This is a genomic window from Methylobacterium sp. Gmos1 (assembly GCF_053764715.1).
Window position 1 is genome coordinate 209,641 of the sequence record NZ_JBSNCC010000006.1, and the last position, 20,968, is coordinate 230,608.

The following is a 20,968-nucleotide window of genomic DNA, read 5'->3' on the forward strand; positions in this document are numbered from 1 at the left end:
CCTCATGGCCCGCGCGCTGATCGACGACGTCCTGCTGTTCCTGCTGCCCTTCGCGGTCTTCGCGGTGTGGCTGGTCCTGCGCCAGCGCAGCCCGCTTCGCTGGATCCACTGGAGCGACCACGCCGCGCGCCTCGCCATCGCGGGCGCCGCGCTCGTCATCCTGTCGTTCCTGGCAGTCGCCCTCACCGCCGAGCGGCACCGGGACGGCTTCGTGCCGACCCATATCGAGAACGGGCAGGTGGTGCCCGGACAGTTCCGGTGACCCTGTCCCTGGACGAGGGCTCCTTGCGGCGCGTGCTGGCGCGCCCGCGCCTCGTCCGCCTGCTCGCCGCCCTCGACGCCCCGGCCGAGGAGACCCGCCTCGTCGGCGGCGCGGTGCGCGATGCGCTGCTCGGACGCCCGGTCGCCGACATCGACCTCGCCACCACGCACCTGCCCGAGGCGGTGGTCGAGCGCGCGACCGCGGCCGGTCTCAAGCCGGTGCCGACCGGCATCGCCCACGGCACCGTGACGGTGGTGGTGGAGGGCGAGCCGTTCGAGGTGACGACCCTGCGCGAGGACATCGAGACCGACGGGCGCCACGCCGTGGTGCGCTTCGGCCGCGACTTCTCCCGCGACGCGGCCCGGCGCGACTTCACCGTCAACGCCCTCTCGGTGACGCCCGACGGCCGCGTCCACGACACGGTCGGGGGCCTCGCCGATCTGTCCGGCGCCCGGGTGCGCTTCATCGGCGAGGCGCGCCAGCGCATCCGCGAGGATTACCTGCGGGTCTTGCGCTTCTTCCGCTTCCACGCCCGCTACGGCGCCGGCGCCCCCGATCCGGAGGGGCTCGCTGCCGCGGTCGAGGCCCGGGACGGGCTGGCGCAGCTCTCCCGCGAGCGGGTGCGGGGAGAACTCCTGAAGCTCCTCGTCGCGCCGGGCGCGCCCGCCGTCACGGCGGTCCTGTCGCGGACCGGCCTGCTCCAGCGGCTGATCGGCGGGATCGGCGATCTCGGCCGCCTTGCGCGACTTGCCGCGGTGGAGCCGCAAGCCGATCCCGTGCGCCGCCTCGCCGCCCTGGCGGTGCGCACTTCCGTCGATGCCGAGCGCTTGCGGGAGACGTTGCGCCTGTCGAAGGCCGAGCACGCGCGGCTCGCGGCCTATGCGGGAGCGGAGGCCGCCCTGCACGGGTCGCTCGAACCCCTGGCGCCGGCGGATGTAAGGCGGCTGGTGGCCGTGCACGGGGCGGGCGCGGTGGCCGACGCCGTCCTGGTGCTGACGGGCGAGCCGCGGCCGGCGCTGACGCCGGAGGCGGCCGAGGCGCTCGCGCGGTTTGCCGCCGGCACCGAGCCGGTGCCGGTCCTGCCGGTCACCGGGGCGGCGCTCGTCGCGGCGGGCGCCCCCCCCGGCCGCGGCCTCGGCCAAGGCCTCGCGGCGGCGCGCAGGGCCTGGCTCGCGGAAGGCTGCCCGACCGACGCGGCGGCCAAGGCGCGCCTGCGCGCGCTCGCCCTCGCGGCGGCCGGAACCGGGCAAGATGCCGCCCGTTCGCCCCATCCCAAGGACTGACAGTTCCGGGCTCGCCCGGAGAGAGGATCGGGATGGCGCGGATCGCGATGGCGTTCGGGATGGTGGGGGCGGCGGTTGCCGGGGCGGTGGCGCTGTCCTACCTGGCGAGCGGGGCCCGTCAGGCCGGTCGGGGCCAGCAGGCCAAGCCGAGCTGACACGCCGAGCTGAGCGGAAGGCCGCCCGAGGGAGTGCGCGAGCGCGTCGGGTCTGGCCGACGTGGATCGGTTTGGCCCCGGATGGGTTATGATCCCTGGCCGCCGCGGGCCCGCTTCGTGCCTCGCCCCCTCTCGCGAGGCGCTGTCCGGCGCCGCCCGATGGAGACCGACGACCGATGCAGCCCCTGCTCCGCACCGCCCTGGCCGCCGCGCTCGTCCTCGGGGCCTCGCGGCCCGGCCGCGCGCACGAGCTGTGGCTGACCCTCAGCACCGTCGACCAGGCGCCGCAGGTGCGGGTCAATTACGGCCACGCCTCAAAGCGCGAGGCGCCGCGCGCGCCCCAGCTCATCGACCTCGTCGCCCTGACGCAGGACGGACGCACGGACCTGCGTACCGGCCTCAAGCCCGCCCCGCCGGACGTGCCGCCGGCCCTGCTCGCGCCGCTCGGCACGAAGCCCGGCCGCACGCTGGTCGCGGCGACCTACGATGCCGGCTACTGGACGACCCTGCGCGACGGCACCCGCCTCAACGCCAGCCGGCGCCTGGTGCCGGAGGCCCGCGAGGGCCGCTGGTCGGTGAAGTACGCCAAGGCCGCCTTCGGCCCCGGCGCGCCGTGGCTGCGGGTGGTCGGCCACACGCTGGAGATCGTGCCGGTCGAGATCCCGGGCCCGACCGCGGGGGCGATCCGGGTGCGGGTGCTGTTTCGCGGCGCGCCGCTGCCGGGGGCCGACCTCTATTACGGCGACAGCGGCATGGAGCCGGAGCGGGCCGGCGTGCCGGCCTACACCACCGACGCCGAGGGCATCGCCACGGTGCCGATCCGCAAAGCCGGCAGCCAGGTGCTCACGGTGAGCCAGACGGTGAGCCCCTCGGCCACCCCGACGCTCGCCGACGAGGACGTCTACACCGCGACCTTCGCCTTCCGGCTCGACGAGCCGTCGGTGAACTAAGCAGATTTCGCCGAAGTGGTGGCCGGTTCGGCGCCAAAATCTGCGGCAAAACAAGAACCTGAGCGGACGAAGCGTTGGCCTGCCAACGCAAGTCTGCTTAGAGCATTTTCCGACGAAGTGGAAACCGGTTCGTCGCAGAAAATGCGGCAAAACCAAAGACCTAGAGCAGCATCCGATTGCAACGCGATCGGATGCTGCTCTAGCGCGACGCCGCCACCTCGACCGAATCGATCGGCGCGAACTCGCAATCCTCCGCGCTGCCGTCCTCGTGCACCAGCATCGCGAAGGTGCCGGGGTTCAGAATCGTGGTCATGTGGGCGTGCCACGCCCCGCTGCGGTAGACGATGCCCGTGTCGCCCGGCACCCGGAAGGCCAGCAGACCGGCCTCGTCCGGCCGCCCGCCTCGATCGGGCGCCACCACCACCAGGTACTCGCCGACGGCGAGCGGCAGGAAGCCCTGCGCCGAATGCGGGTGCCGTTCGAGCCGCCGCAGGGGCATCGACGCGGCGAAGGGCTCGCTGCGGATCAGCGCGAGGTTGAGGGGGACGCCCGGGCGCCCGTTCGCGATCTCGGCCGCCCGGTCCTGGCGCGGGCCGGATGCCGGGCCGGTGAGCAGCGTGCCGTAGGGCGCGAACGCCTCCTGGGTGATCGGCTCGATCGGAAGGGTGCGCATCTCGGATCCTCGTACGCTTTCCGATCCTTCGCTTCAGGCGATCCTGCCGGATCGCTTCGCGATGCGGAAAGCGGCTTCGCTCAGGCGCCGCGCGGGCTCAGCGCTCATCCTCCCGTATCAGGTCCGCGCCCTTCTCGGCGATCATCATCACGGCGGCCTGGGTGTTGGCCGAGACCTCGGTCGGCATCACGCTGGCGTCGATCACCCGCAAGCCTTCGAGCCCGCGCACCCGCAGGCGCTCGTCCACCACCGCGTCGCGGCCCTGGCCCATGCTGCAGGTGCCGACCGGGTGGTAGATGGTCTGGCCGTTGCGGCGGGCGAAATCGAGCCACTCGTCGTCAGACTGGACGCCCGCGCCGGGGTTGAGCTCGTGGGCGCGGTAGGGGTCCATCGCGGGCTGCGCGATCACCCGGCGGGCGATGCGCATGCCCTCGATCAGGACCTCCTGGTCGCTGCGCAGGCTGAGAAAATTCGGGCGGATCGCCGGGGGGCGGAGGGGATCGCCGGAGACCGCGTGGATGCTGCCGCGGGAGTCGGGCCGGAGCTGCGTCACGCCGATCGTCATGCCGGGCTCGCGGTCGAGGGTGCGGTCGGCGGCGTTGGCGTAGCTCGCATGCATGAAGAAGTACTGCACGTCGGGCCCGGCGAGGTCGGGCCGGGTGCGCACGAAGCCGTGGGCAAGCCCGGTGCCGAGGGTGAGGATGCCGCGGTGGGTGAGAAAGTACTGCCCGACCGCGAGGCCGAGGCGCCAGCCGCGGGTCGCCTCGTTGAGGGTCACCGGCAGCTTCACCCGCCAGTTCATCCGCGTGGCGTAGTGATCGCGGTAGTTCTCGCCGACCCCCGGCAGGGCGTGGCGAACCGGGATGCCGGCCTGCGCCAGCGCTTGCGGCCGGCCGATGCCGGAGAGTTCGAGGAGGTGGGGTGACTGCACGGCGCCGGCCGCCAGGATCACCTCGGCGCGCGCGCTCACTCGCTCCTCGCGGCCTTCACCTTGGCCCTGGCGCCGGTAGGTGACGCCCGTGACGCGGTGGCCGTCGAGGTCGAGGCGCAGGACCTGGGCGTGCGTGCGCACCGTCAGGTTCGGGCGCCGGCGCACCGGTTGCAGGTAGGCGTCCCGGGCGCTCCAGCGCCGGCCGTTGCGCTGGTTGGCCTGGTAGTAGCCGAAGCCCTCCTGCGAGGCGCCGTTATAGTCCGGATTCTCCGGGTAGCCGGCCTCGGTCCCGGCCCGGATGAAGGCGTCGGCGAGCGGGTTCCTCACCCCGACCCGGGTGACGTGGAGGGGACCGCCTCTGCCGCGCAGCTCCGGGTCGCCGCCCTCGAAATGCTCCAGCTTGCGGAAGTAGGGCAGCACGTCCTGCCAGCTCCAGCCGCGGTTGCCGCTCTGGGCCCAGGTGTCGAAATCCTGCCTCTGGCCGCGCACGAAGATCATGCCGTTGATGAGCGTCGAGCCACCTAACCCCTTGCCCCGGGGGACCACGATGGCGCGCTCGTGGGTGTTCGGCTCCGGCTCGGTGGCGAAGCGCCAGTTGAAGGCGGCCCCGGTGAGGAGCTTCGGGAAGCCCGCCGGGATGCCGACCCAGAACCCGGTCCCCTCCCCGCCCGCCTCCAGCAGCAGCACGCGCCTGCGGGGATCCTCGCTCAGGCGGTTGGCCAGCACGCAGCCCGCGGTACCCCCGCCGACGATGACGACGTCGAACGCGTCCATGGTCCTCCCTTTCCGGTCGTTTCTTGTCCCGAACGCGTCCCGCGCGCGGGCTGCGGCGTGCACGGATGTGATCCGCGGTCGATCCGGACGCCGATTTTGACCTCGGCTTTCCCGGGAGCCAAGGGTGAAGCCCGGCCGATCCCGGCTGCGGGCGCCGGGGCGAATCGACTCCGCCAAGGCCGCCGCCCGGCGGGGGAGGGTTCGGTCACGGCCTTCCACCCTTGAGCCCTGCCCGCACCCTTGAGCCCTGCCCGTCCCCCCCGGCATATGGAGGCCATGTCCTCGCTCCCCACGACCCCCCGCCTGATCCCCCGCCCGCATCAGGTCGAGGCGATCCGCGCCATCCTCGCGGCCCGCGCCGAGGGGCGGCCGGGCTTCCTTCTCGGCGACATGACCGGGCTCGGCAAGACGCTGTCGGTCTGGGGCGCGGTGGCGGCGATGCCGTATCCCGCCGTGCTGATCGTCTGCCCCAAGGGGGCGATGCCGCAATGGCGGCGCACGATCCGCGATGCGGGGCTCAGCCCGAAGGACGTGACGCTCATGAACTACGAGCGCACCAAGTCCCTGCTGGCTTTGTCCGCCGCGAGCGCCCGCCGCTCGGTGCGGGCGAAGAACAACGAGCTCGCCAAGCTCGGGCAGCCCAAGCGCGTCTGGCCGGTCGTGGTGTTCGACGAGGCCCACCGGCTGCGCAACCCGAACTCGCAGCAGGGCCAGGCCTGCCGGCGCATGGCCGAGGCCGCGGCGTTCACGGTCTATGCCAGCGCCACCGCCGGCCAGGCGCCGCACGAATTGTCCTATCTCGGCGCACTGCTCGACCATGCCGTCGGCCGCCCGGTCGAGACCATGGCGGATTTCCGCGCCCTGATGCAGCACCTGAAGATCGGCCGCGCCAAGGGCCGCTGGCAGAACTGGTCGTGGGAGCCGAACGCCCGCGACCAGGGCGTGATGGCCGACCTGCTCTATCGCGGCGACCGGGCGATCGGGATGCGGCGGCGGCCCGCCGACATCGCCGGCTGGCCCGAGGTGCAGCGCGACCTCGCCCCCACCGCCCTCGATGCCCCCTCGAAGCGCCTCTACGACGCGACCTGGCGCGAGTTCCGCCGGGAATGGGGCCTCGCCGGGGGCTCGAACCGGCGCGCCGCCGGCTGGGCGGCGGACCTGCGCTTTCGCCAGAAGGCGAGCCTGATCCGGGTCGCCGGCACGGTCGACCTCGCCGAGGACCTGCTGGCGGCCGGCGAGCAGGTGGCGGTCTCGGTGGCGTTCCTGGAGACCGGCGCGGCGCTGAAAGCCGCCTTCGCCGGCCGCGGCTGGCGCGCCGGCACCATCGACGGGACGCAGGCGCTCGAGACCAACGAGGCGGTCCGGATCGCCTTCCAGCGCGGCGAGCTCGACGCGGTGGTGTTCACCGTCACCGAATCGATCTCGCTCCACCGCAACGAATTGCCCGGCGGCGAGCGCCCGCGCAGCCTGATCGTCCACGACATGCGCCACAGCGCGATCCAGCTCAGCCAGATCGAGGGCCGCTGCCACCGCGACGGCGAGCGCGCCGCGATCCTATTCGCCTATGCCGAGGGCACCGTCGAGGAGCGGGTCGCCGCAACCGTCATCGCCCGCATGGCCGGGATGGACAGGATGGCCGGCGAGGATACCTCCCTCCTCGACGCCATCGCGCGGATCATCGATGGTGAGGCAGTCTGACCCCGCGGCCCGCCAGGGCTGCGGCAGGCCTGACCAGGCGTCGGCGCCGATGCGCCGGACGTCCCGCCATCGAACCGATGGCGGGACACAGAGATAAAGGGAGTCCCGCCCATGGTGACGCGAGGGTTCACGGGGCGCCGCCCGGCCCGGCCGGACGCGGAGCGCCTGCCGCCGGGCCAGTACCTCACCGAGGATTTCCCGGTCCTGCAGCTCGGGCCGACGCCGAAGATCGACCTCGCGCGCTGGCGCTTCACCCTGCGCGAGGGAGCAAAGCCCCTCAAGAGCTGGAGCTGGGCCGAGTTCGAGGCCCTGCCGCGCACCCGCTGGAAGGGCGACATCCACTGCGTGACCAAGTGGTCGAAGTTCGACACCGCCTGGGAGGGCGTGACGATCGACGACCTGCTCGCCGCGGCCGGCCTGGAGGCCCCGACACCCTACCTGCTGGCCGAGGGCTACGACGACTACACCACCAACGTGCCGGTGGCGGACCTGACCGGCGGCCGCGCCATGGTGGCGACCCGCTACGCCGGTGAGCCGATCCCGCCCGACCACGGCGGTCCGGCGCGGCTCCTGGTGCCGCACCTCTACTTCTGGAAGAGCGCCAAGTGGGTGAAGGGCCTGCGGTTCACGAAAGTGGACGAGGCCGGGTTCTGGGAGCTGCGCGGCTACCACATGGTTGGCGACCCCTGGCGCGAGCAGCGCTTCACGGGGGATTGAGCGGTGCCGCTCGCCTGGCAGGAGGCGACGATCACCGCCGCCGCGCCCGAGACGCCCCGCGTGCGGCGCCTCACCCTGGCGGTCGGCTGGAGCGAGCCGTTCCGGGCCGGCCAGCACGTCGACGTGCGCCTGACGGCACCCGACGGCTACCAGGCCCAGCGCAGCTACTCGATCGCCTCCTCGCCGACCGCCCCCGGCACGATCGACCTCCTGATCGAGCGCCTCGACGACGGCGAGGTCTCGGGCTTCTTCGCCGACGTGGCCGAGCCCGGCGACGCGATCGAGCTGCGCGGGCCGATCGGCGGGGCCTTCGTGTGGAATCCGGGCATGGGCGGGCCGCTGCTCCTCGTCGGCGGCGGGTCCGGCATGGTGCCGCTGCTCGCCATGCTGCGCCATCGGGCGGACGCGGCGCCTGACGTGCCGGCCCTGCTGCTCGCCTCCGCCCGCACCCTCGACGAGGTGATCGCCCGCGACGAGCTGATGCGCCGCGACGCCGAGGAGCCGGGGTTTCACCTGCGGCTCGTCCTCACCCGGGTGCCGGGCGGTCGGCGGGTCGACGCGAGCGTCATCGGCGCGGCGCTCGCCGCCCTCGGGCCCCCGGCTCACACCTTCGTGTGCGGCTCCAACCCGTTCGTCTCGGCCGCCGCCGACCTCCTGGTCGAGGCTGGCGTGCCGTCCCGCACGATCCGCACCGAGCGCTTCGGAGGATAGACCACGCGATGGAAGACATCACACGACGGGAGATCACTGGCCGCACCCGCGTCTTCGCGATCCTCGGCGACCCGATCGCCCAGGTGAAGGCGCCCCAGGGGCTCAACCGCATCATGGCCGAGCGCGGGGTCGACGGGGTGATGGTGCCGCTCCACGTCGCGGCCGCCGACCTCGCGACGGTGCTGGCGGGCCTGCGCGGGGTGCAGAGCTTCGGCGGCGCGATCGTCACGGTGCCGCACAAGACCGCCATCGTGCCGCTCCTCGACCACGTCAGCGACGCGGCGCGGCTCGTCGGGGCGGTCAACGCCGTGCGGCGCGAGGCCGACGGCCGCCTCGTCGGCGAGATCCTCGACGGGGCCGGCTTCGTCGCGGGCCTGGCGGCCGCGGGCCACCATCCGCGGGGGCGCAGCGCCTATCTCGCCGGGGCGGGCGGGGCGGCGAACGCCATCGCCTTCGCGCTGGCCGAGGCCGGGGTGAGCCGCCTCACCGTGCACAACCGCACGCCCGCACGGGTGGAGGACCTGTTCGCCCGCCTGCGCCGCCTCGTCCCGGATCTGCCGCTCGCCCTCGGCACCGCCGATCCGGCCGGGCACGACCTCGTGGTCAACGCCACCTCGCTCGGCCTTGCGCCCGGCGACGCCCTCCCCCTCGACCCCGCCAGGCTTGGGGCCGACCAGCTCGTGGCCGAGATCATCATGCAGCCGGCCGAGACGCCGCTCCTCGCCGCCGCCGCGGCACGGGGCTGCCGCACCCATCCGGGCTGGCCGATGCTGGAGGGCCAGCTCGCCCTGATGGCGGATTTCCTGCGGATGCGGCCGTGATCCGGCCGGCTTGATGGACATGTTCGTCCCGGATCGCGGCCGCGACGCATCGCCCGCACCGGGGCCTCGCCGCGCGGGCTTGACCCCGGCCGCCATCCGGGCGAGGCCGGCGCCGACCCTCACCCTACCCGCGCGACCCGTCGGAGGACGCCGATGACCCGTCCGGCCCACCCATCCCTGCACGCCGACCTGATCGACCGTCTCGGCCGGCGCCTGGGCCCCGCCGGCCTCCTTACCGGGGAGGCCGACATGGCGCCCTTCGCGATCGACTGGCGGCGCCTGTTCCCGGGGAGGCCGGCCTGCGTGGTGCGCCCCGCCTCCACCGCCGAGGTCGCCGACGTGGTGCGGCTCTGCGCCGAGGCCGGCGCCGCCCTGGTGCCGCAGGGCGGCAATACCGGGCTCGCCGGCGGCGCGGTGCCGGACGCCTCGGGCGCGCAGGTGGTGCTGTCGCTCGCCCGCATGGGCGCGATCCGCGGGGTCGATCCCGTCGGCCTGACGCTGACGGCGGAGGCCGGCTGCGTCCTCAAGGTCGCGCAGGACGCCGCCGAGGCCGCCGGCCGGCTCCTGCCGGTGAGCTTCGCGGCGGAAGGCTCGGCGCTCGTCGGCGGCGTCATCGCCACCAACGCGGGCGGGATCAACGTGGTGCGCTACGGCATGACCCGCGGCCTCGTGCTCGGCCTCGAGGTGGTGCTCGCCGACGGCAGCACCGTCGACGGCTTGCGGGCGCTGCGCAAGGACAATGCCGGCTACGACTGGAAGCAGCTCTTCATCGGCACCGAGGGCACGCTCGGCATCGTCACGGCGGCGGTGCTGCGCCTCGTGGCCAAGCCCCGCCACAGCGCGACGGCGCTGCTCGCCGTGCCGGATCCGGCGGCGGCGTTGCGCCTGTTCACCCTGGCGCAGGAGGAGATCGGCGACAGCATCCAGGCCTTCGAGCTGATCTCCGGCACCTCGCTCGGCCTCGTCGAGACGCATGCCGGCCTCAAGAGCCCGGTGGGCCAGGCGGGCTGGAGCGTGCTGATCGAGGCGGCCTCGTCGCTCTCGGGCTTGCGCGAGGCGATGGAAAGCGTGCTCGGCACGGCGCTCGAGCGCGAGGACGCCCTCGACGGGGTGCTCGCCGAGTCCGGCCGCCAGGCCGCCGAGCTCTGGGCGTTGCGCGAGCACGTCACCGAGTGCGAGGCCCGGGCGGGCAAGAGCGTCAAGCACGACGTCTCGGTGCCGATCACCGCGATCCCCGCCTTCCTCGACGAGGCCGGGCACGTGCTCGCCGACGGCGCGCCGGGCACCCGCGTCAACGCCTTCGGCCACATGGGCGACGGCAACATCCACTACAACGTGCTGATCGGGCCCGACCACTCCTCGGAGGCGATCAACGGCCTCGTGCACGGGGTGGTGGACCGCTATGGCGGCAGCATCTCGGCCGAGCACGGCATCGGCCAGTACCGCGTCGCCGAACTCGCCCGGCACCGGCATCCAGACGAGATGGCGCTGGCGCGGCGGATCAAGGCGTCGCTCGATCCGGAGGGCTTGCTGAACCCGGGCAAGGTGCTGGCGCGGGGGTAATACCAACGGTCGTTGAAAACGACCTTTGGTTCCGTTCTCGAATTTTCGCCAAGCCCAAGAGCTCGGATTTCTGGGCTTGGCATCGAAAATTCGAGATGGGCCAACGGCCTGATGCGTCAGCATCTTAGGCCGTTGGTATAAGTGCACCTCGAAAAAAACTCCCGCTGCACTGGCGCTGCCCCATCGAAGCAAGGCCGGTGGCCGGGAGTTCCGTGAGGGACACTCAAGTCACGCGGGCGCGGACCCGATCCCCCCACCCCAAGTCGGGCTCGCCCGACTCGGGCACCTTGCTTCGGAACGCGGGCGAGCCCGGGTTCCGTCGGGGTGTTTCGGGCGCAGCCCGGCGCGGGCCCGCCCGCTAACCCGCCCCCGGATCGACCTCGTCGCCCTGCCGGTCCCCGGCATGCGCCCCGGACTTGTTGCCCTCGCCGTCGCCGTCCTTCGGCACCGCGGCGACGCCCTTCAGGTCGTCGGCGGTGATCTTGTCGTCGCGGGCCGGCTTGCCGTCCCGCTGGTCCTTGCGCTCTGCCATTCCGTCCTCCTCACCAATCGACCTTGCCGCCGGTCTTCTCGGCCCGGGACTCGCCGTCCGCGACCTTCTCCCCCTCGCGGGGGCCCTGCGCGGCGATCTGGTCGGAATGGCCGCCGGAGCTGCCGCCGACCGAGACCGGCGGCCGGCCGGGGGTGCCGGCCGAGGACCACTCGCGCTTCAATTCGGCCTCGTCGCGGCCCCCGCCCTCCTGGCGGGTGACCGCCTCCTGCTGGGGCGTCTGGTGGCCGTCGCCGGCGGCGGGACCGCCCCGGCTGCCGACTACGTCGTCGGGCTTGCGCGTCATCGCCTCACTCCCCCTCATCCTGGCCGACCGCCGCGGTCGCCCGGTCGATCGCCTCCTTGGTGGCGGCTTTCTGCGTAGCGGGAGTGCCGGTCGAGGGATCGCTGATCCGGCGCAGGTTCTCCGGCGGCGTCTCGTCCTCGGTGGCCTGGCTGCCGTCGGTCGCGCCGATCGCGTCGAGGCGGTTGAAGTCCGAGGCGACCCGGGCGTCGCGGGCCTGGCCCATCGGATCGTGGGCCATGTCCCTCTGGGTACGCTGCGGCACGCCGACGTCGAGGGGCGAGTCCTGGCCCATGTCCTGGCCGTTGCGGTCGGTATAGGGGTCGAAGTCGCGCAAGCTGGGTCGCGCCTGATCCGTCTTCGCCATCGCCGTCGTCTCCTGTCGCGACCGTTTCGTCCGTGTCGAGGACAACACCGCGGTCGGTATGAGGTTTCCGCGGGTCAGTCGCGCCCGGGATCCGGTGCTCAGGCCCGTGACAACCGCCGCGCTTGCTGGCAGGACGGCGCGGCATCAACGGAGATCATGACGCCCGTGACATCCGCCAATTCCCGTACCGCCGACTTTCCCGTCGACCCGCTGTTCCTCGAGCGCTGGTCGCCCCGCGCCTTCACCGGCGAGGCGGTGCCGCACGCCGACCTGATGACGATGATCGAGGCGGCGCGCTGGGCCCCCTCGGGCTACAATTCGCAGCCCTGGCGCTTCGTCTACGCCTTGCGCGACACCCCCGCCTGGGAGACGCTGTTCGGCCTCCTGGTGCCGTTCAACCAGGGCTGGGTGAAGTCGGCCGGCGCGCTGGTCTTCATCGCCTCGAACGGCATGATGAACACCAAGGACGGGCTGAAGCCCTCCTACAGCGCCTCCTTCGATGCCGGCACCGCCTCGGCCCTGTTCCAGCTCCAGGCGGTCAAGATGGGCTGGTACGCCCACGGCATGACCGGCTTCGACCACGAGGGGGCGCCGGCGGCGCTGAACCTGCCGGACCACCACCGGGTCGAGGCCGCCTTCGCGGTCGGCCGCAAGGCCGATCCGGCGACGCTGCCGGAGGAGACCCGGGCCCGCGAGACCCCGAACGGCCGCCACCCCCTGTCCGACTTCACGTTCGAGGGCGGGTTCCCGCCACGCGAGGCGTGACCACGCCGACCTCCTACGAGGCGTTCGTCTCCGGGTTCCGCTGGCGGATCCCGGAGCGCTACAACATCGCGGTCGACGTCTGCGACCGCTGGGCCGCCGCCGATCCGGAGCGCACCGCGATCCTCGACGTGGCGGCGGACGGGCGGGTGGAGGCCTGGACATTCGCGTCCTTGCGCGAGGCCTCGAACCGCCTGGCCAACGCGCTGCGGGCCCTCGGCATCCGGGCCGACGACCGGGTGGCGGTGCTGCTGCCGCAATCCCCCGCCGTGGTGGTGGCGCACCTCGCGATCTACAAGCTCGGCGCCGTGGCGCTGCCGCTCGCGGTGGTGTTCGGGCCCGAGGGCCTGCTCCACCGCCTGGGCGATGCCGGCGCGCGGGCGGTCGTCACCCATGCCGGCGGTGTCGCCAAGCTCGGGCCCCTGCGCGACGCGCTGCCCGACCTCGCCCTCGTCGTCTCGATCGACGGCGCGGCCGACGGCGCGCTCGGCTATGCCGGCCTCCTGGCGGCGGCCTCGCCCGAGTTCACCCCCGTCGACACGCGGGCCGACGACCCGGCCCTGATGATCTACACCTCGGGCACCACCGGCCCGCCGAAGGGGGCGCTGCACGGCCATCGGGTGCTGCTCGGCCACCTGCCGGGCTTCAGCATGATGCACGAGTTCATGCCGAAGCCCGGCGACCGGATGTGGACCCCGGCCGACTGGGCCTGGGCCGGGGGCCTGCTCAACGCGCTGCTGCCGAGCCTGCATCACGGCGTCACTGTCGTGGCGCGCAAGGCGGAGAAATTCGAGCCCGAGGAGGCGTTCCGGCTGATGGCCGACCTCTCGGTCGCCAACGCCTTCGTGCCGCCGACGGCCCTGCGCATGCTGCGCACCGTCGCGGATCCGCGCCGGCGCTTCGATCTGCGGAGCTTGCGCACCCTGGCCTCGGCCGGCGAGATGCTGGGGCCCGAGACCTTCAACTGGGTGCACGACGCGCTCGGCCTGACGATCAACGAGGCCTACGGCCAGACCGAGTGCAACCTCGTCCTGGCCTCCTGCGCGAGCCTCGGGCTGGCGCGCGCGGGCTCGACCGGCAAGCCGGTGCCGGGCCACCGCGTCGCGGTGATCCGCCCGGACGGCAGCCCGGCCTCCCCCGACGAGACCGGCCAGATCGCCGTCGCCCGGCCCGACCCGGTGATGTTCCTGCGCTACTGGAACGACCCGGACGCCACGGAGCGCAAGTTTCTCGGAGACTGGATGACCACCGGCGACCAGGGCCGGGTGGACGAGGACGGCTACGTCCACTTCGTCGGCCGCGACGACGACGTCATCACCTCGTCGGGCTACCGGATCGGCCCCGGCGAGATCGAGGATTGCCTCCTGGGCCACCCGGCGGTGGCGCTCGCCGCGGCGGTCGGCAAGCCCGATCCGGTCCGCACCGAGATCGTCAAGGCCTTCGTGGTCCTGCGCCCCGGCTATGCCGCCTCCGAGGCGCTGGCCGCCGAGATCCAGGCCTTCGTGCGCACCCGTCTCTCGGCGCACGAATATCCGCGCGAGATCGCGTTCCGGCCGAGCCTGCCGCTGACCACGACCGGCAAGATCATCCGGCGGGTGCTGCGCGACGAGGCGTAGGCGGCCGGCGTCGTGGCCCAGCCCGGCAGGATCCCGGAGATGTCGCGGCCCGCCGGGCCTGGCCGACGCTGAGGCAGCGGGGGCTGCAAAACACCAAGTCGAGGACGCGGATGCCGCGCGGGGTAACCGCTCCAGGATCGGCATCCTACAGTTGACGACGCAAGCAACCCTGGACGACAGAGGTCCCGTCGCCGTATCGCCAGGCACGATCCTCTCGCGGACGATGCAACCGTCGTTGAGTTGCACACCTGATCGGACAGGTTACCGCGATAATTTACGGTTAGAGCCGGAACCTTACCGAATCCGAGGGCCGCATTAACGAGCGTCGGGCTAGAAGGCCGACATGCCCTTCCGTCATGGCCTCGCAGCCATCGCCGCGACCTCGCGGTCGCTTGGATGCTCCTCGGTTCTCGTCCAGCCGAGCCTGCTCCTCCTCTTCGGCGGCCTCGTGCTGCCGAACGCCCTGGCGCTCGCCGCCTGTACCGTCGCGGGCGTGCCGGCCCGCACCGGCGCCATCGCGCTCTACGGGGCGATCGCCCTCCTGGGCGGCCTGCTTCCGGGCTGGGCGCTGGTGCTGCTCGCCCTGCCGGCGATGCTGTTCGACCTCGCTTTCGCCGTCGGGCGGATGTTCTTCCTCGATCCCGACGCGCTCCTGCACCTGATTGATGCCGACACGCTGGCGACGCTCCTGGCGACGCCCGCCTACGCCGCCGGCGCCGCCGCGGCCGCCGGCCTCGCCCTCGCCTACCTGGCCTTCCTGCTATGGGCCGGCCCGGCGATGCGCCGGGGCAGCCGCGCGGTCTTCGCGGTGGCGGCGGCCGCGCTGCTCGTCGGCGACGGCCTGGCCAACGGCTCCACGGCCTACGATTTCGGGTCGCTCGCGAGCGTCGGCCAGCCGTTCGAATCGGGCAGCCTCGCCTCCGGGTTCGGCGCCCTGGTCGACCAGGCCCGGCCGCCGCGCCGGGTCCTGATGGTGATGGTCGAGAGCCTGGGCCTCCTGCGCGATGCCGGCCAGCGCGCGATCCTGACGGCGCCGTTCGACGATCCGGCCCTGCGCCAGCTCTACACGGTCACGACCGGAACCAGCGCCTTCTTCGGGGCCACCGCCTCGGGCGAGATGCGCGAGCTGTGCCGCACCTACCGCTCGCACCGCGAGGTCTTCAACGAGGACGACCCGACCTGCCTGCCGGAAAAGTTCATCGCTCGCGGCTACCGGACGGTCTCGGTCCACGGCTACCATGCCGGCTTCTACGGCCGCGCCCAGTGGTACCCGCTCGCCGGCTTCCAGGAGAGCCTGTTCGGCGAGGCCCTGGCGCCCCGGTTCGCCAGGGCCTGCGGCGGCCCCTTCCCGGGTCCCTGCGACACCGACGTGGCGGCGGCGGTCGAGGCCGAACTGGCGGCGCCCGGGCCCGCCTTCGTCTACTGGCTCACCCTGAACTCGCACGTGCCGGTGGCGCCGGGCGGGGGGACGCCGCGCTACGCCTGCGGGCGCCCGGGCAGTCCCTTCGCCGACCGCGAGGTCTGCCTGATGGTGGAGATCTGGCAGGACGTGTTCGCGGCGGTGTCGCGGATCGCGCGGGCCCATCCGGGCACCGAGATCATGCTCGTCGGCGACCACGCCCCGCCCCTGTGGCGGCGGAAGGCCCGCGACGCGTTCGAGCCCGGCCGGGTGCCGTGGATCCGGCTCGCGCCGATCCCGGTCGCCACCGCGGCGCTGCCGTGAACGCGAAGAGGGCGGCGGGAGCCATCGCGCTCCCGCCGCCCTCTCGAAACCTCGGGTCGGTGTGATCCCGGTCAGAAGCTCAGCGCCACCTTGGCCTCGCGCAGCTGCGCGATCTGGCCTTCGAGCTCGAGCTTGCGGTCGTAATCGTCGGTGGCGTCGTAGAGCATCTCGGCCGCCGCGATGTCGGCGTCGATGATCGCCGGGGTCAGCTCCTCGAGCGGGGTCGCGCGCTCGGCGATCACCGTCAGCGAGGTGGCGTTGATCTCGGCGAAGCCCCCGCGCACCAGCACCCGCTTGCCGTGCTGCGGACTCTCGGTAATGACCAGCATGCCGGTCTTGAGGGTGGTGAGCACGGGCGCGTGCCCGGGCAGCACCGTCATCTCGCCCTCGGAGCCCGGAAGCTGCACGGCATCGACCGGGCCGGAATACAGGATCCGCTCGGGGCCGACGAGGTCGAACTGGAAGGTGGCCATGGGGTCAGGTCGTTTCCGGTTTCGTCAGACGCGCGAAAGGGCCCGGCCGTGAGGCCGAGCCCGTTTGAGGTCGCTGCCGATCAGGCCGCGGCGGCGAGGCGCTGGGCCTTCTCCTTGGCCTCCTCGATCGAGCCGACCATGTAGAAGGCGGCCTCCGGGAGGCTGTCGTACTCGCCGTCCACCAGGCCCTTGAAGCCCTTGATGGTGTCCTCGAGCGCCACGAGCTTGCCCGGCGAGCCGGTGAAGATCTCGGCGACGTGGAACGGCTGGCTCAGGAAGCGCTCGATCTTGCGGGCGCGGGCGACCGTCAGCTTGTCCTCCTCGGACAGCTCGTCCATGCCCAGGATCGCGATGATGTCCTGGAGCGCCTTGTAGCGCTGCAGCACCTGCTGGACGCGGCGGGCGACATTGTAGTGCTCCTCGCCGAGGATCGCCGGCGACAGCATGCGCGAGGTCGAGTCGAGCGGATCCACCGCCGGGTAGATGCCCTTCTCGGCGATCGAGCGCGACAGCACGGTCGTCGCGTCGAGGTGGGCGAACGAGGTGGCGGGCGCCGGGTCGGTCAGGTCGTCGGCCGGCACGTAGATCGCCTGCACCGAGGTGATCGAGCCCTTGGTGGTGGTGGTGATGCGCTCCTGGAGGGCGCCCATGTCGGTGGCGAGCGTCGGCTGGTAGCCCACCGCCGAGGGGATGCGGCCGAGCAGCGCCGACACCTCGGAGCCCGCCTGCGTGAAGCGGAAGATGTTGTCGACGAAGAACAGCACGTCCTGGCCCTCGTCGCGAAAATGCTCGGCGACGGTGAGGCCGGTCAGCGCGACGCGGGCGCGGGCGCCCGGGGGCTCGTTCATCTGGCCGTAGACCAGGGCGCACTTGGAGCCTTCCGCGGAGCCGTGCTCCTTGGGGTCCATGTTCACCTTGGACTCGATCATCTCGTGGTAGAGGTCGTTGCCCTCGCGGGTCCGCTCACCGACGCCCGCGAACACCGAGTAGCCCGAGTGGGCCTTCGCGATGTTGTTGATGAGCTCCATGATGAGCACGGTCTTGCCGACGCCGGCGCCGCCGAACAGGCCGATCTTGCCGCCCTTGGCGTAGGGAGCGAGCAGGTCCACCACCTTGATGCCGGTGACGAGGATCTGCGCCTCGGTCGACTGCTCGGCGTAGGACGGGGCCGGCTGGTGGATGGCGCGGAGCGACTCGGACTTGATCTCGCCGGCCTCGTCGATCGGCTCGCCGATGACGTTCATGATGCGGCCGAGCGTGTTGGCGCCGACGGGCACGCGGATCGGCGCGCCGGTATCGGTGACCTCCTGGCCGCGGACCAGGCCCTCGGAGGTGTCCATGGCGATGCAGCGCACGGTGTTCTCGCCGAGCTGCATCGCGACCTCGAGGACGAGGCGGTTGCCGTTGTTCTTGGTCTCGAGGGCGTTCAGGATCTCGGGCAGGTGGCCCTCGAACTGCACGTCGACGACCGCGCCGATGACCTGGGTGATGTGGCCGGTCTTGTTCGAGCCGGCGCCGGGGGTGGCAGTGTTCGCCATGATGCTAATCCCTGATTGCGTGCGGTCAGAGCGCCTCGGCGCCCGAGATGATCTCGATCAGCTCCTTGGTGATCATCGCCTGGCGCGTCCGGTTGTAGATCAAGGTCTGCTTCTTGATCATCTCGCCGGCGTTGCGCGTGGCGCTGTCCATGGCGCCCATGCGCGCGCCCTGCTCGGAGGCCGCGTTCTCCAGGAGCGCCCGGAGGATCTGAACGGTGAGGTTCTTCGGGAGAAGGGCGGCGAGGATCTCGCCCTCGCCCGGCTCGTACTCGTAGACGGCGTCGGCCGAGGCGCCGGTGGTCGCGGTCTCGGACGGGGCGATCTCCGCCGGGATGATCTGCTGCGCCGTCGGGATCTGGGCGATCACCGAACGGAAGCGCGAGTAGAACAAGGTGGCGACGTCGAACTCGCCCGCGTCGTAGCGGCCGAGCAGGTTGCGGGCGATTGTCTCCGCGTTCTCGAAGCCGAGCTGGCGCACGCCGCGCAGCTCGATCAGCTCGACGATCTGGTCGCGGAACTCGCGACGCAGGACGTCGTAGCCCTTCTTGCCGACGCAGATGATCTTGACCGTCTTGCCCTGCGCCATCAGGCGGCGGGCATGGTCGCGGGCGAGCCGCGCGATCGAGGAGTTGAACGCGCCGCACAGGCCGCGCTCGGCGGTGCAGACGAGGAGCAGGTGGGTGCGGTCCTGGCCCGTCCCGGAGAGCAGCCGGGGCGTCTCCGCCCCGGGGGTCAGGTTGGCGGCGAGATTGCCGAGCACCTGGGCCATGCGCTCGGCGTAGGGCCGGGCGCTCTCCGCCGCATTCTGCGCCCGGCGCAGCTTGGCGGCGGCGACCATCTGCATCGCCTTGGTGATCTTCTGGGTCGCCTTCACCGAGGTGATGCGATTGCGCAGGTCCTTCAGACTCGGCATCGGAGAGTCCCTTAGCTGTCGAGCCTAAAGCTTACTGGAACGACTTGGCGAAGGACTCGACCACGCCCTTCAGCTTGGCGCCGCTGTCGGCCGACAGCTCCTTCGAGGAGCGGATCGTGTCGAGCAGGTCGGCGTGGCGGGTGCGTAGGGTCGAGAGCAGGCCGTCCTCGAAGGCGCGGACCCGGTTGACCGGGACCGTGTCGAGGTAGCCGTTCACGCCGGCGTAGATCACCGCGACCTGCTCTTCCATCTTCAGCGGCGAGAATTGCGGCTGCTTCAGGAGCTCGGTCAGGCGGGCGCCGCGGTTGAGCAGCTTCTGGGTCGAGGCGTCGAGGTCCGAGCCGAACTGCGCGAAGGCCGCCATCTCGCGGTACTGCGCCAGCTCGCCCTTGATCTTGCCGGCGACCGACTTCATCGCCTTGGTCTGGGCGGCGGAGCCGACGCGCGACACCGAGAGGCCGACGTTCACCGCCGGGCGCACGCCCTGGTAGAACAGATCGGTCTCGAGGAAGATCTGGCCGTCGGTGATCGAGATCACGTTGGTCGGGATGTAGGCCGAGACGTCGTTGGCCTGGGTCTCGATGACCGGCAGCGCGGTCAGCGAGCCGTTGCCGGCGGCGTCGCCCATCTTGGCGGCGCGCTCGAGCAGGCGGGAGTGCAGGTAGAACACGTCGCCCGGATACGCCTCGCGGCCCGGCGGACGGCGCAGCAGCAGCGACATCTGGCGGTAGGCCACGGCCTGCTTCGACAGGTCGTCGTACACGATCACGGCGTGCATGCCGTTGTCGCGGAAGTACTCGCCCATGGCGCAGCCGGCGAAGGGCGCCAGGAACTGCATCGGGGCGGCGTCCGAGGCGGTGGCGGCGATGACGATGGAGTATTCCAGCGCGCCGTTATCCTCGAGCACCTTCACGAACTGCGCGACGGTGGAGCGCTTCTGGCCGACCGCGACGTAGACGCAGTACAGCTTGGCCTTCTCGTCGGTGCCGGCATGGGCCGGCTTCTGGTTCAGGATGGTGTCGAGCGCCACCGCGGTCTTGCCGGTCTGGCGGTCGCCGATGATGAGCTCGCGCTGGCCGCGGCCGATCGGGATCAGGGCGTCGATCGCCTTGAGGCCGGTCGCCATCGGCTCGTGCACCGACTTGCGCGGGATGATGCCCGGCGCCTTCACGTCGACCCGGCTGCGCTTCTCGGCGACGATCGGGCCCTTGCCGTCGATCGGGTTGCCCAGCGCGTCGACGACGCGGCCGAGCAGGCCCTTGCCGACCGGCACGTCCACGATCGCGCCGGTGCGCTTGACGGTCTGGCCTTCCTTGATCTCGCGGTCGGAGCCGAAGATCACGACGCCGACGTTGTCCTGCTCGAGGTTCAGGGCCATGCCGCGCACGCCCGACTCGAACTCGACCATCTCGCCGGCCTGGACGTTGTCGAGGCCGTAGACGCGGGCGATGCCGTCGCCGACCGACAGCACCTGACCGACCTCGGTGACCTCGGCCTCCTGGCCGAAGTTCTTGATCTGCTCCTTCAGGATGGCGGAGATCTCGGCGGCACGGATGTCCATCTGGACCTTCCCTCGTTCGTTCGTATCGGACGTTGTTGTGGAAGCGGCGGGTGCGGGGCCCTTAGCGGGCGCCCTGCATCGCCAGGCGAATGCTGTTGAGCTTGGTGCGCAGGGAGGCGTCGACCATGCGCGAGCCGAGCTTGACGACGATGCCGCCGATCAGGCTCGGGTCGATGCGCAGATCGAGGTCGACCTCGGCCTTCGCGACGTCCTTCAGGGACGCCTTGATGTCCTGGAGCACCGCGTCGGAGGGCTTCTCGGCGAGCCGGACCTCGGCGCGCACGATGCCCTTCGACTCGCGCACCAGCTCGCGGTAGGCGCGGATCATGTCCGGCAGGGCGAAGAGCCGGCGGTTGGCGGCCGACAGGCGGATGAAGTTGGCGGCGAGACCCCCGATGCCGGACTTGGCCAGCACCGCCTCGATCGCCTTGACCTGGTCCTCGGCCGAGAAGGCCGGGCTGCGCACGAGGCGGCGCAGGTCCGCGCTCTCGGTCAGCAGGGCGTCGAACCGGTCGAGCCCCTCGGCCACCGCGTCGACGGCCCGCTCCTCTCGGGCGAGCTCGAACAACGCCGAGGCGTACCGCCCGGCGACGCCCGCCAGGGGAGAACCCGATTCCGATGCGTTCTGAGCCACCAGCGCTCTC

Annotated in this window: 21 protein-coding genes; 11 read left to right on the plus strand and 10 right to left on the minus strand. The window is 72.1% G+C overall.

Going from position 1 to position 20,968, the window contains the following annotated elements; genetic code table 11:
* Positions 1–4: 4 nt before the first annotated feature.
* From ACS5PV_RS14790 to ACS5PV_RS14800, 3 genes are all read left to right on the plus strand, one after another.
* Positions 5–262 (plus strand): DUF6111 family protein, encoded by a 258-nt coding sequence (locus ACS5PV_RS14790; protein WP_455396084.1) that lies wholly within the window; start codon positions 5–7, stop codon positions 260–262.
* Positions 259–1,545 (plus strand): CCA tRNA nucleotidyltransferase, encoded by a 1,287-nt coding sequence (locus ACS5PV_RS14795; RefSeq protein ID WP_455396085.1) that lies wholly within the window; start codon positions 259–261, stop codon positions 1,543–1,545. The genes ACS5PV_RS14790 and ACS5PV_RS14795 overlap by 4 nt, the downstream gene beginning before the upstream one ends.
* Positions 1,546–1,876: 331 nt before the next feature.
* A complete protein-coding gene (locus ACS5PV_RS14800; RefSeq protein WP_455396086.1) occupies positions 1,877–2,650 on the plus strand; it encodes a DUF4198 domain-containing protein in 774 nt (257 codons plus the stop codon).
* Between the two features lie 199 nt (positions 2,651–2,849).
* Here ACS5PV_RS14800 and ACS5PV_RS14805 read toward each other — a convergent pair whose 3' ends face one another.
* Positions 2,850–3,323, minus strand: a complete 474-nt coding sequence (locus ACS5PV_RS14805; protein WP_455396087.1) for an ureidoglycolate lyase — start codon at positions 3,321–3,323, stop codon at positions 2,850–2,852.
* Between the two features lie 97 nt (positions 3,324–3,420).
* Positions 3,421–5,028 (minus strand): GMC family oxidoreductase, encoded by a 1,608-nt coding sequence (locus ACS5PV_RS14810; RefSeq protein WP_455396088.1) that lies wholly within the window; start codon positions 5,026–5,028, stop codon positions 3,421–3,423.
* A 276-nt stretch (positions 5,029–5,304) separates the two neighbouring features.
* On the opposite strand from ACS5PV_RS14810, the gene ACS5PV_RS14815 reads away from it, so the two are divergent.
* The 5 genes from ACS5PV_RS14815 (at position 5,305) to ACS5PV_RS14835 (ending at position 10,538) form a co-directional block, all read left to right on the plus strand.
* Positions 5,305–6,726 carry an SNF2-related protein gene (locus tag ACS5PV_RS14815; protein ID WP_455396089.1) on the plus strand — a complete coding sequence of 474 codons (1,422 nt, stop codon included), beginning with the start codon at positions 5,305–5,307 and terminating at the stop codon, positions 6,724–6,726.
* A gap of 111 nt (positions 6,727–6,837) precedes the next feature.
* Positions 6,838–7,443: a sulfite oxidase-like oxidoreductase gene (locus ACS5PV_RS14820; protein ID WP_455396090.1), complete on the plus strand. Its 606-nt coding sequence runs from the start codon at positions 6,838–6,840 to the stop codon at positions 7,441–7,443.
* A 3-nt stretch (positions 7,444–7,446) separates the two neighbouring features.
* Positions 7,447–8,154 (plus strand): FAD-binding oxidoreductase, encoded by a 708-nt coding sequence (locus ACS5PV_RS14825; protein WP_455396091.1) that lies wholly within the window; start codon positions 7,447–7,449, stop codon positions 8,152–8,154.
* 8 nt (positions 8,155–8,162) lie between these two features.
* Complete coding sequence (locus ACS5PV_RS14830; protein ID WP_455396092.1) at positions 8,163–8,975, plus strand: shikimate dehydrogenase family protein; 813 nt, start codon at positions 8,163–8,165, stop codon at positions 8,973–8,975.
* A gap of 153 nt (positions 8,976–9,128) precedes the next feature.
* Positions 9,129–10,538, plus strand: a complete 1,410-nt coding sequence (locus ACS5PV_RS14835; protein ID WP_455396093.1) for an FAD-binding oxidoreductase — start codon at positions 9,129–9,131, stop codon at positions 10,536–10,538.
* Positions 10,539–10,896: 358 nt separating this feature from the next.
* On the opposite strand, the gene ACS5PV_RS14840 is transcribed toward ACS5PV_RS14835, so the two are convergent.
* The 3 genes from ACS5PV_RS14840 to ACS5PV_RS14850 are packed head-to-tail and all read right to left on the minus strand — an operon-like array spanning position 10,897 to position 11,738.
* Complete coding sequence (locus tag ACS5PV_RS14840; protein WP_455396094.1) at positions 10,897–11,070, minus strand: hypothetical protein; 174 nt, start codon at positions 11,068–11,070, stop codon at positions 10,897–10,899.
* Between the two features lie 10 nt (positions 11,071–11,080).
* Positions 11,081–11,374, minus strand: a complete 294-nt coding sequence (locus ACS5PV_RS14845; protein ID WP_455396095.1) for a hypothetical protein — start codon at positions 11,372–11,374, stop codon at positions 11,081–11,083.
* 4 nt (positions 11,375–11,378) lie between these two features.
* Positions 11,379–11,738 (minus strand): hypothetical protein, encoded by a 360-nt coding sequence (locus ACS5PV_RS14850; RefSeq protein WP_455396096.1) that lies wholly within the window; start codon positions 11,736–11,738, stop codon positions 11,379–11,381.
* A 156-nt stretch (positions 11,739–11,894) separates the two neighbouring features.
* Between ACS5PV_RS14850 and ACS5PV_RS14855 the strand changes: the two genes are divergently transcribed.
* From ACS5PV_RS14855 to ACS5PV_RS14865, 3 genes are all read left to right on the plus strand, one after another.
* The gene (locus tag ACS5PV_RS14855) at positions 11,895–12,503 is read left to right on the plus strand and encodes a nitroreductase family protein (RefSeq protein ID WP_455396097.1); all 609 of its coding nucleotides are present in this window, start codon (positions 11,895–11,897) and stop codon (positions 12,501–12,503) included.
* Positions 12,500–14,116 (plus strand): AMP-binding protein, encoded by a 1,617-nt coding sequence (locus ACS5PV_RS14860; protein WP_455396098.1) that lies wholly within the window; start codon positions 12,500–12,502, stop codon positions 14,114–14,116. The genes ACS5PV_RS14855 and ACS5PV_RS14860 overlap by 4 nt, the downstream gene beginning before the upstream one ends.
* 343 nt (positions 14,117–14,459) lie before the next feature.
* Positions 14,460–15,839: a sulfatase-like hydrolase/transferase gene (locus tag ACS5PV_RS14865; protein WP_455396099.1), complete on the plus strand. Its 1,380-nt coding sequence runs from the start codon at positions 14,460–14,462 to the stop codon at positions 15,837–15,839.
* Between the two features lie 71 nt (positions 15,840–15,910).
* Here ACS5PV_RS14865 and atpC read toward each other — a convergent pair whose 3' ends face one another.
* From atpC to ACS5PV_RS14890, 5 genes are all read right to left on the minus strand, one after another.
* On the minus strand, positions 15,911–16,312 hold the full coding sequence (gene atpC, locus ACS5PV_RS14870) for an ATP synthase F1 subunit epsilon (RefSeq protein WP_455396100.1): 402 nt from the start codon (positions 16,310–16,312) through the stop codon (positions 15,911–15,913).
* Between the two features lie 80 nt (positions 16,313–16,392).
* On the minus strand, positions 16,393–17,850 hold the full coding sequence (gene atpD / locus ACS5PV_RS14875) for a F0F1 ATP synthase subunit beta (RefSeq protein WP_455396101.1): 1,458 nt from the start codon (positions 17,848–17,850) through the stop codon (positions 16,393–16,395).
* Positions 17,851–17,875: 25 nt separating this feature from the next.
* Positions 17,876–18,763 (minus strand): F0F1 ATP synthase subunit gamma, encoded by an 888-nt coding sequence (locus ACS5PV_RS14880; RefSeq protein WP_455396102.1) that lies wholly within the window; start codon positions 18,761–18,763, stop codon positions 17,876–17,878.
* Positions 18,764–18,794: 31 nt separating this feature from the next.
* The gene (atpA, locus tag ACS5PV_RS14885) at positions 18,795–20,324 is read right to left on the minus strand and encodes a F0F1 ATP synthase subunit alpha (RefSeq protein ID WP_455396103.1); all 1,530 of its coding nucleotides are present in this window, start codon (positions 20,322–20,324) and stop codon (positions 18,795–18,797) included.
* A gap of 61 nt (positions 20,325–20,385) precedes the next feature.
* Entirely contained in the window at positions 20,386–20,958 is a 573-nt protein-coding gene (locus tag ACS5PV_RS14890; protein WP_455396104.1) for a F0F1 ATP synthase subunit delta, read from the minus strand.
* Between the last annotated feature and the right edge of the window lie 10 nt (positions 20,959–20,968).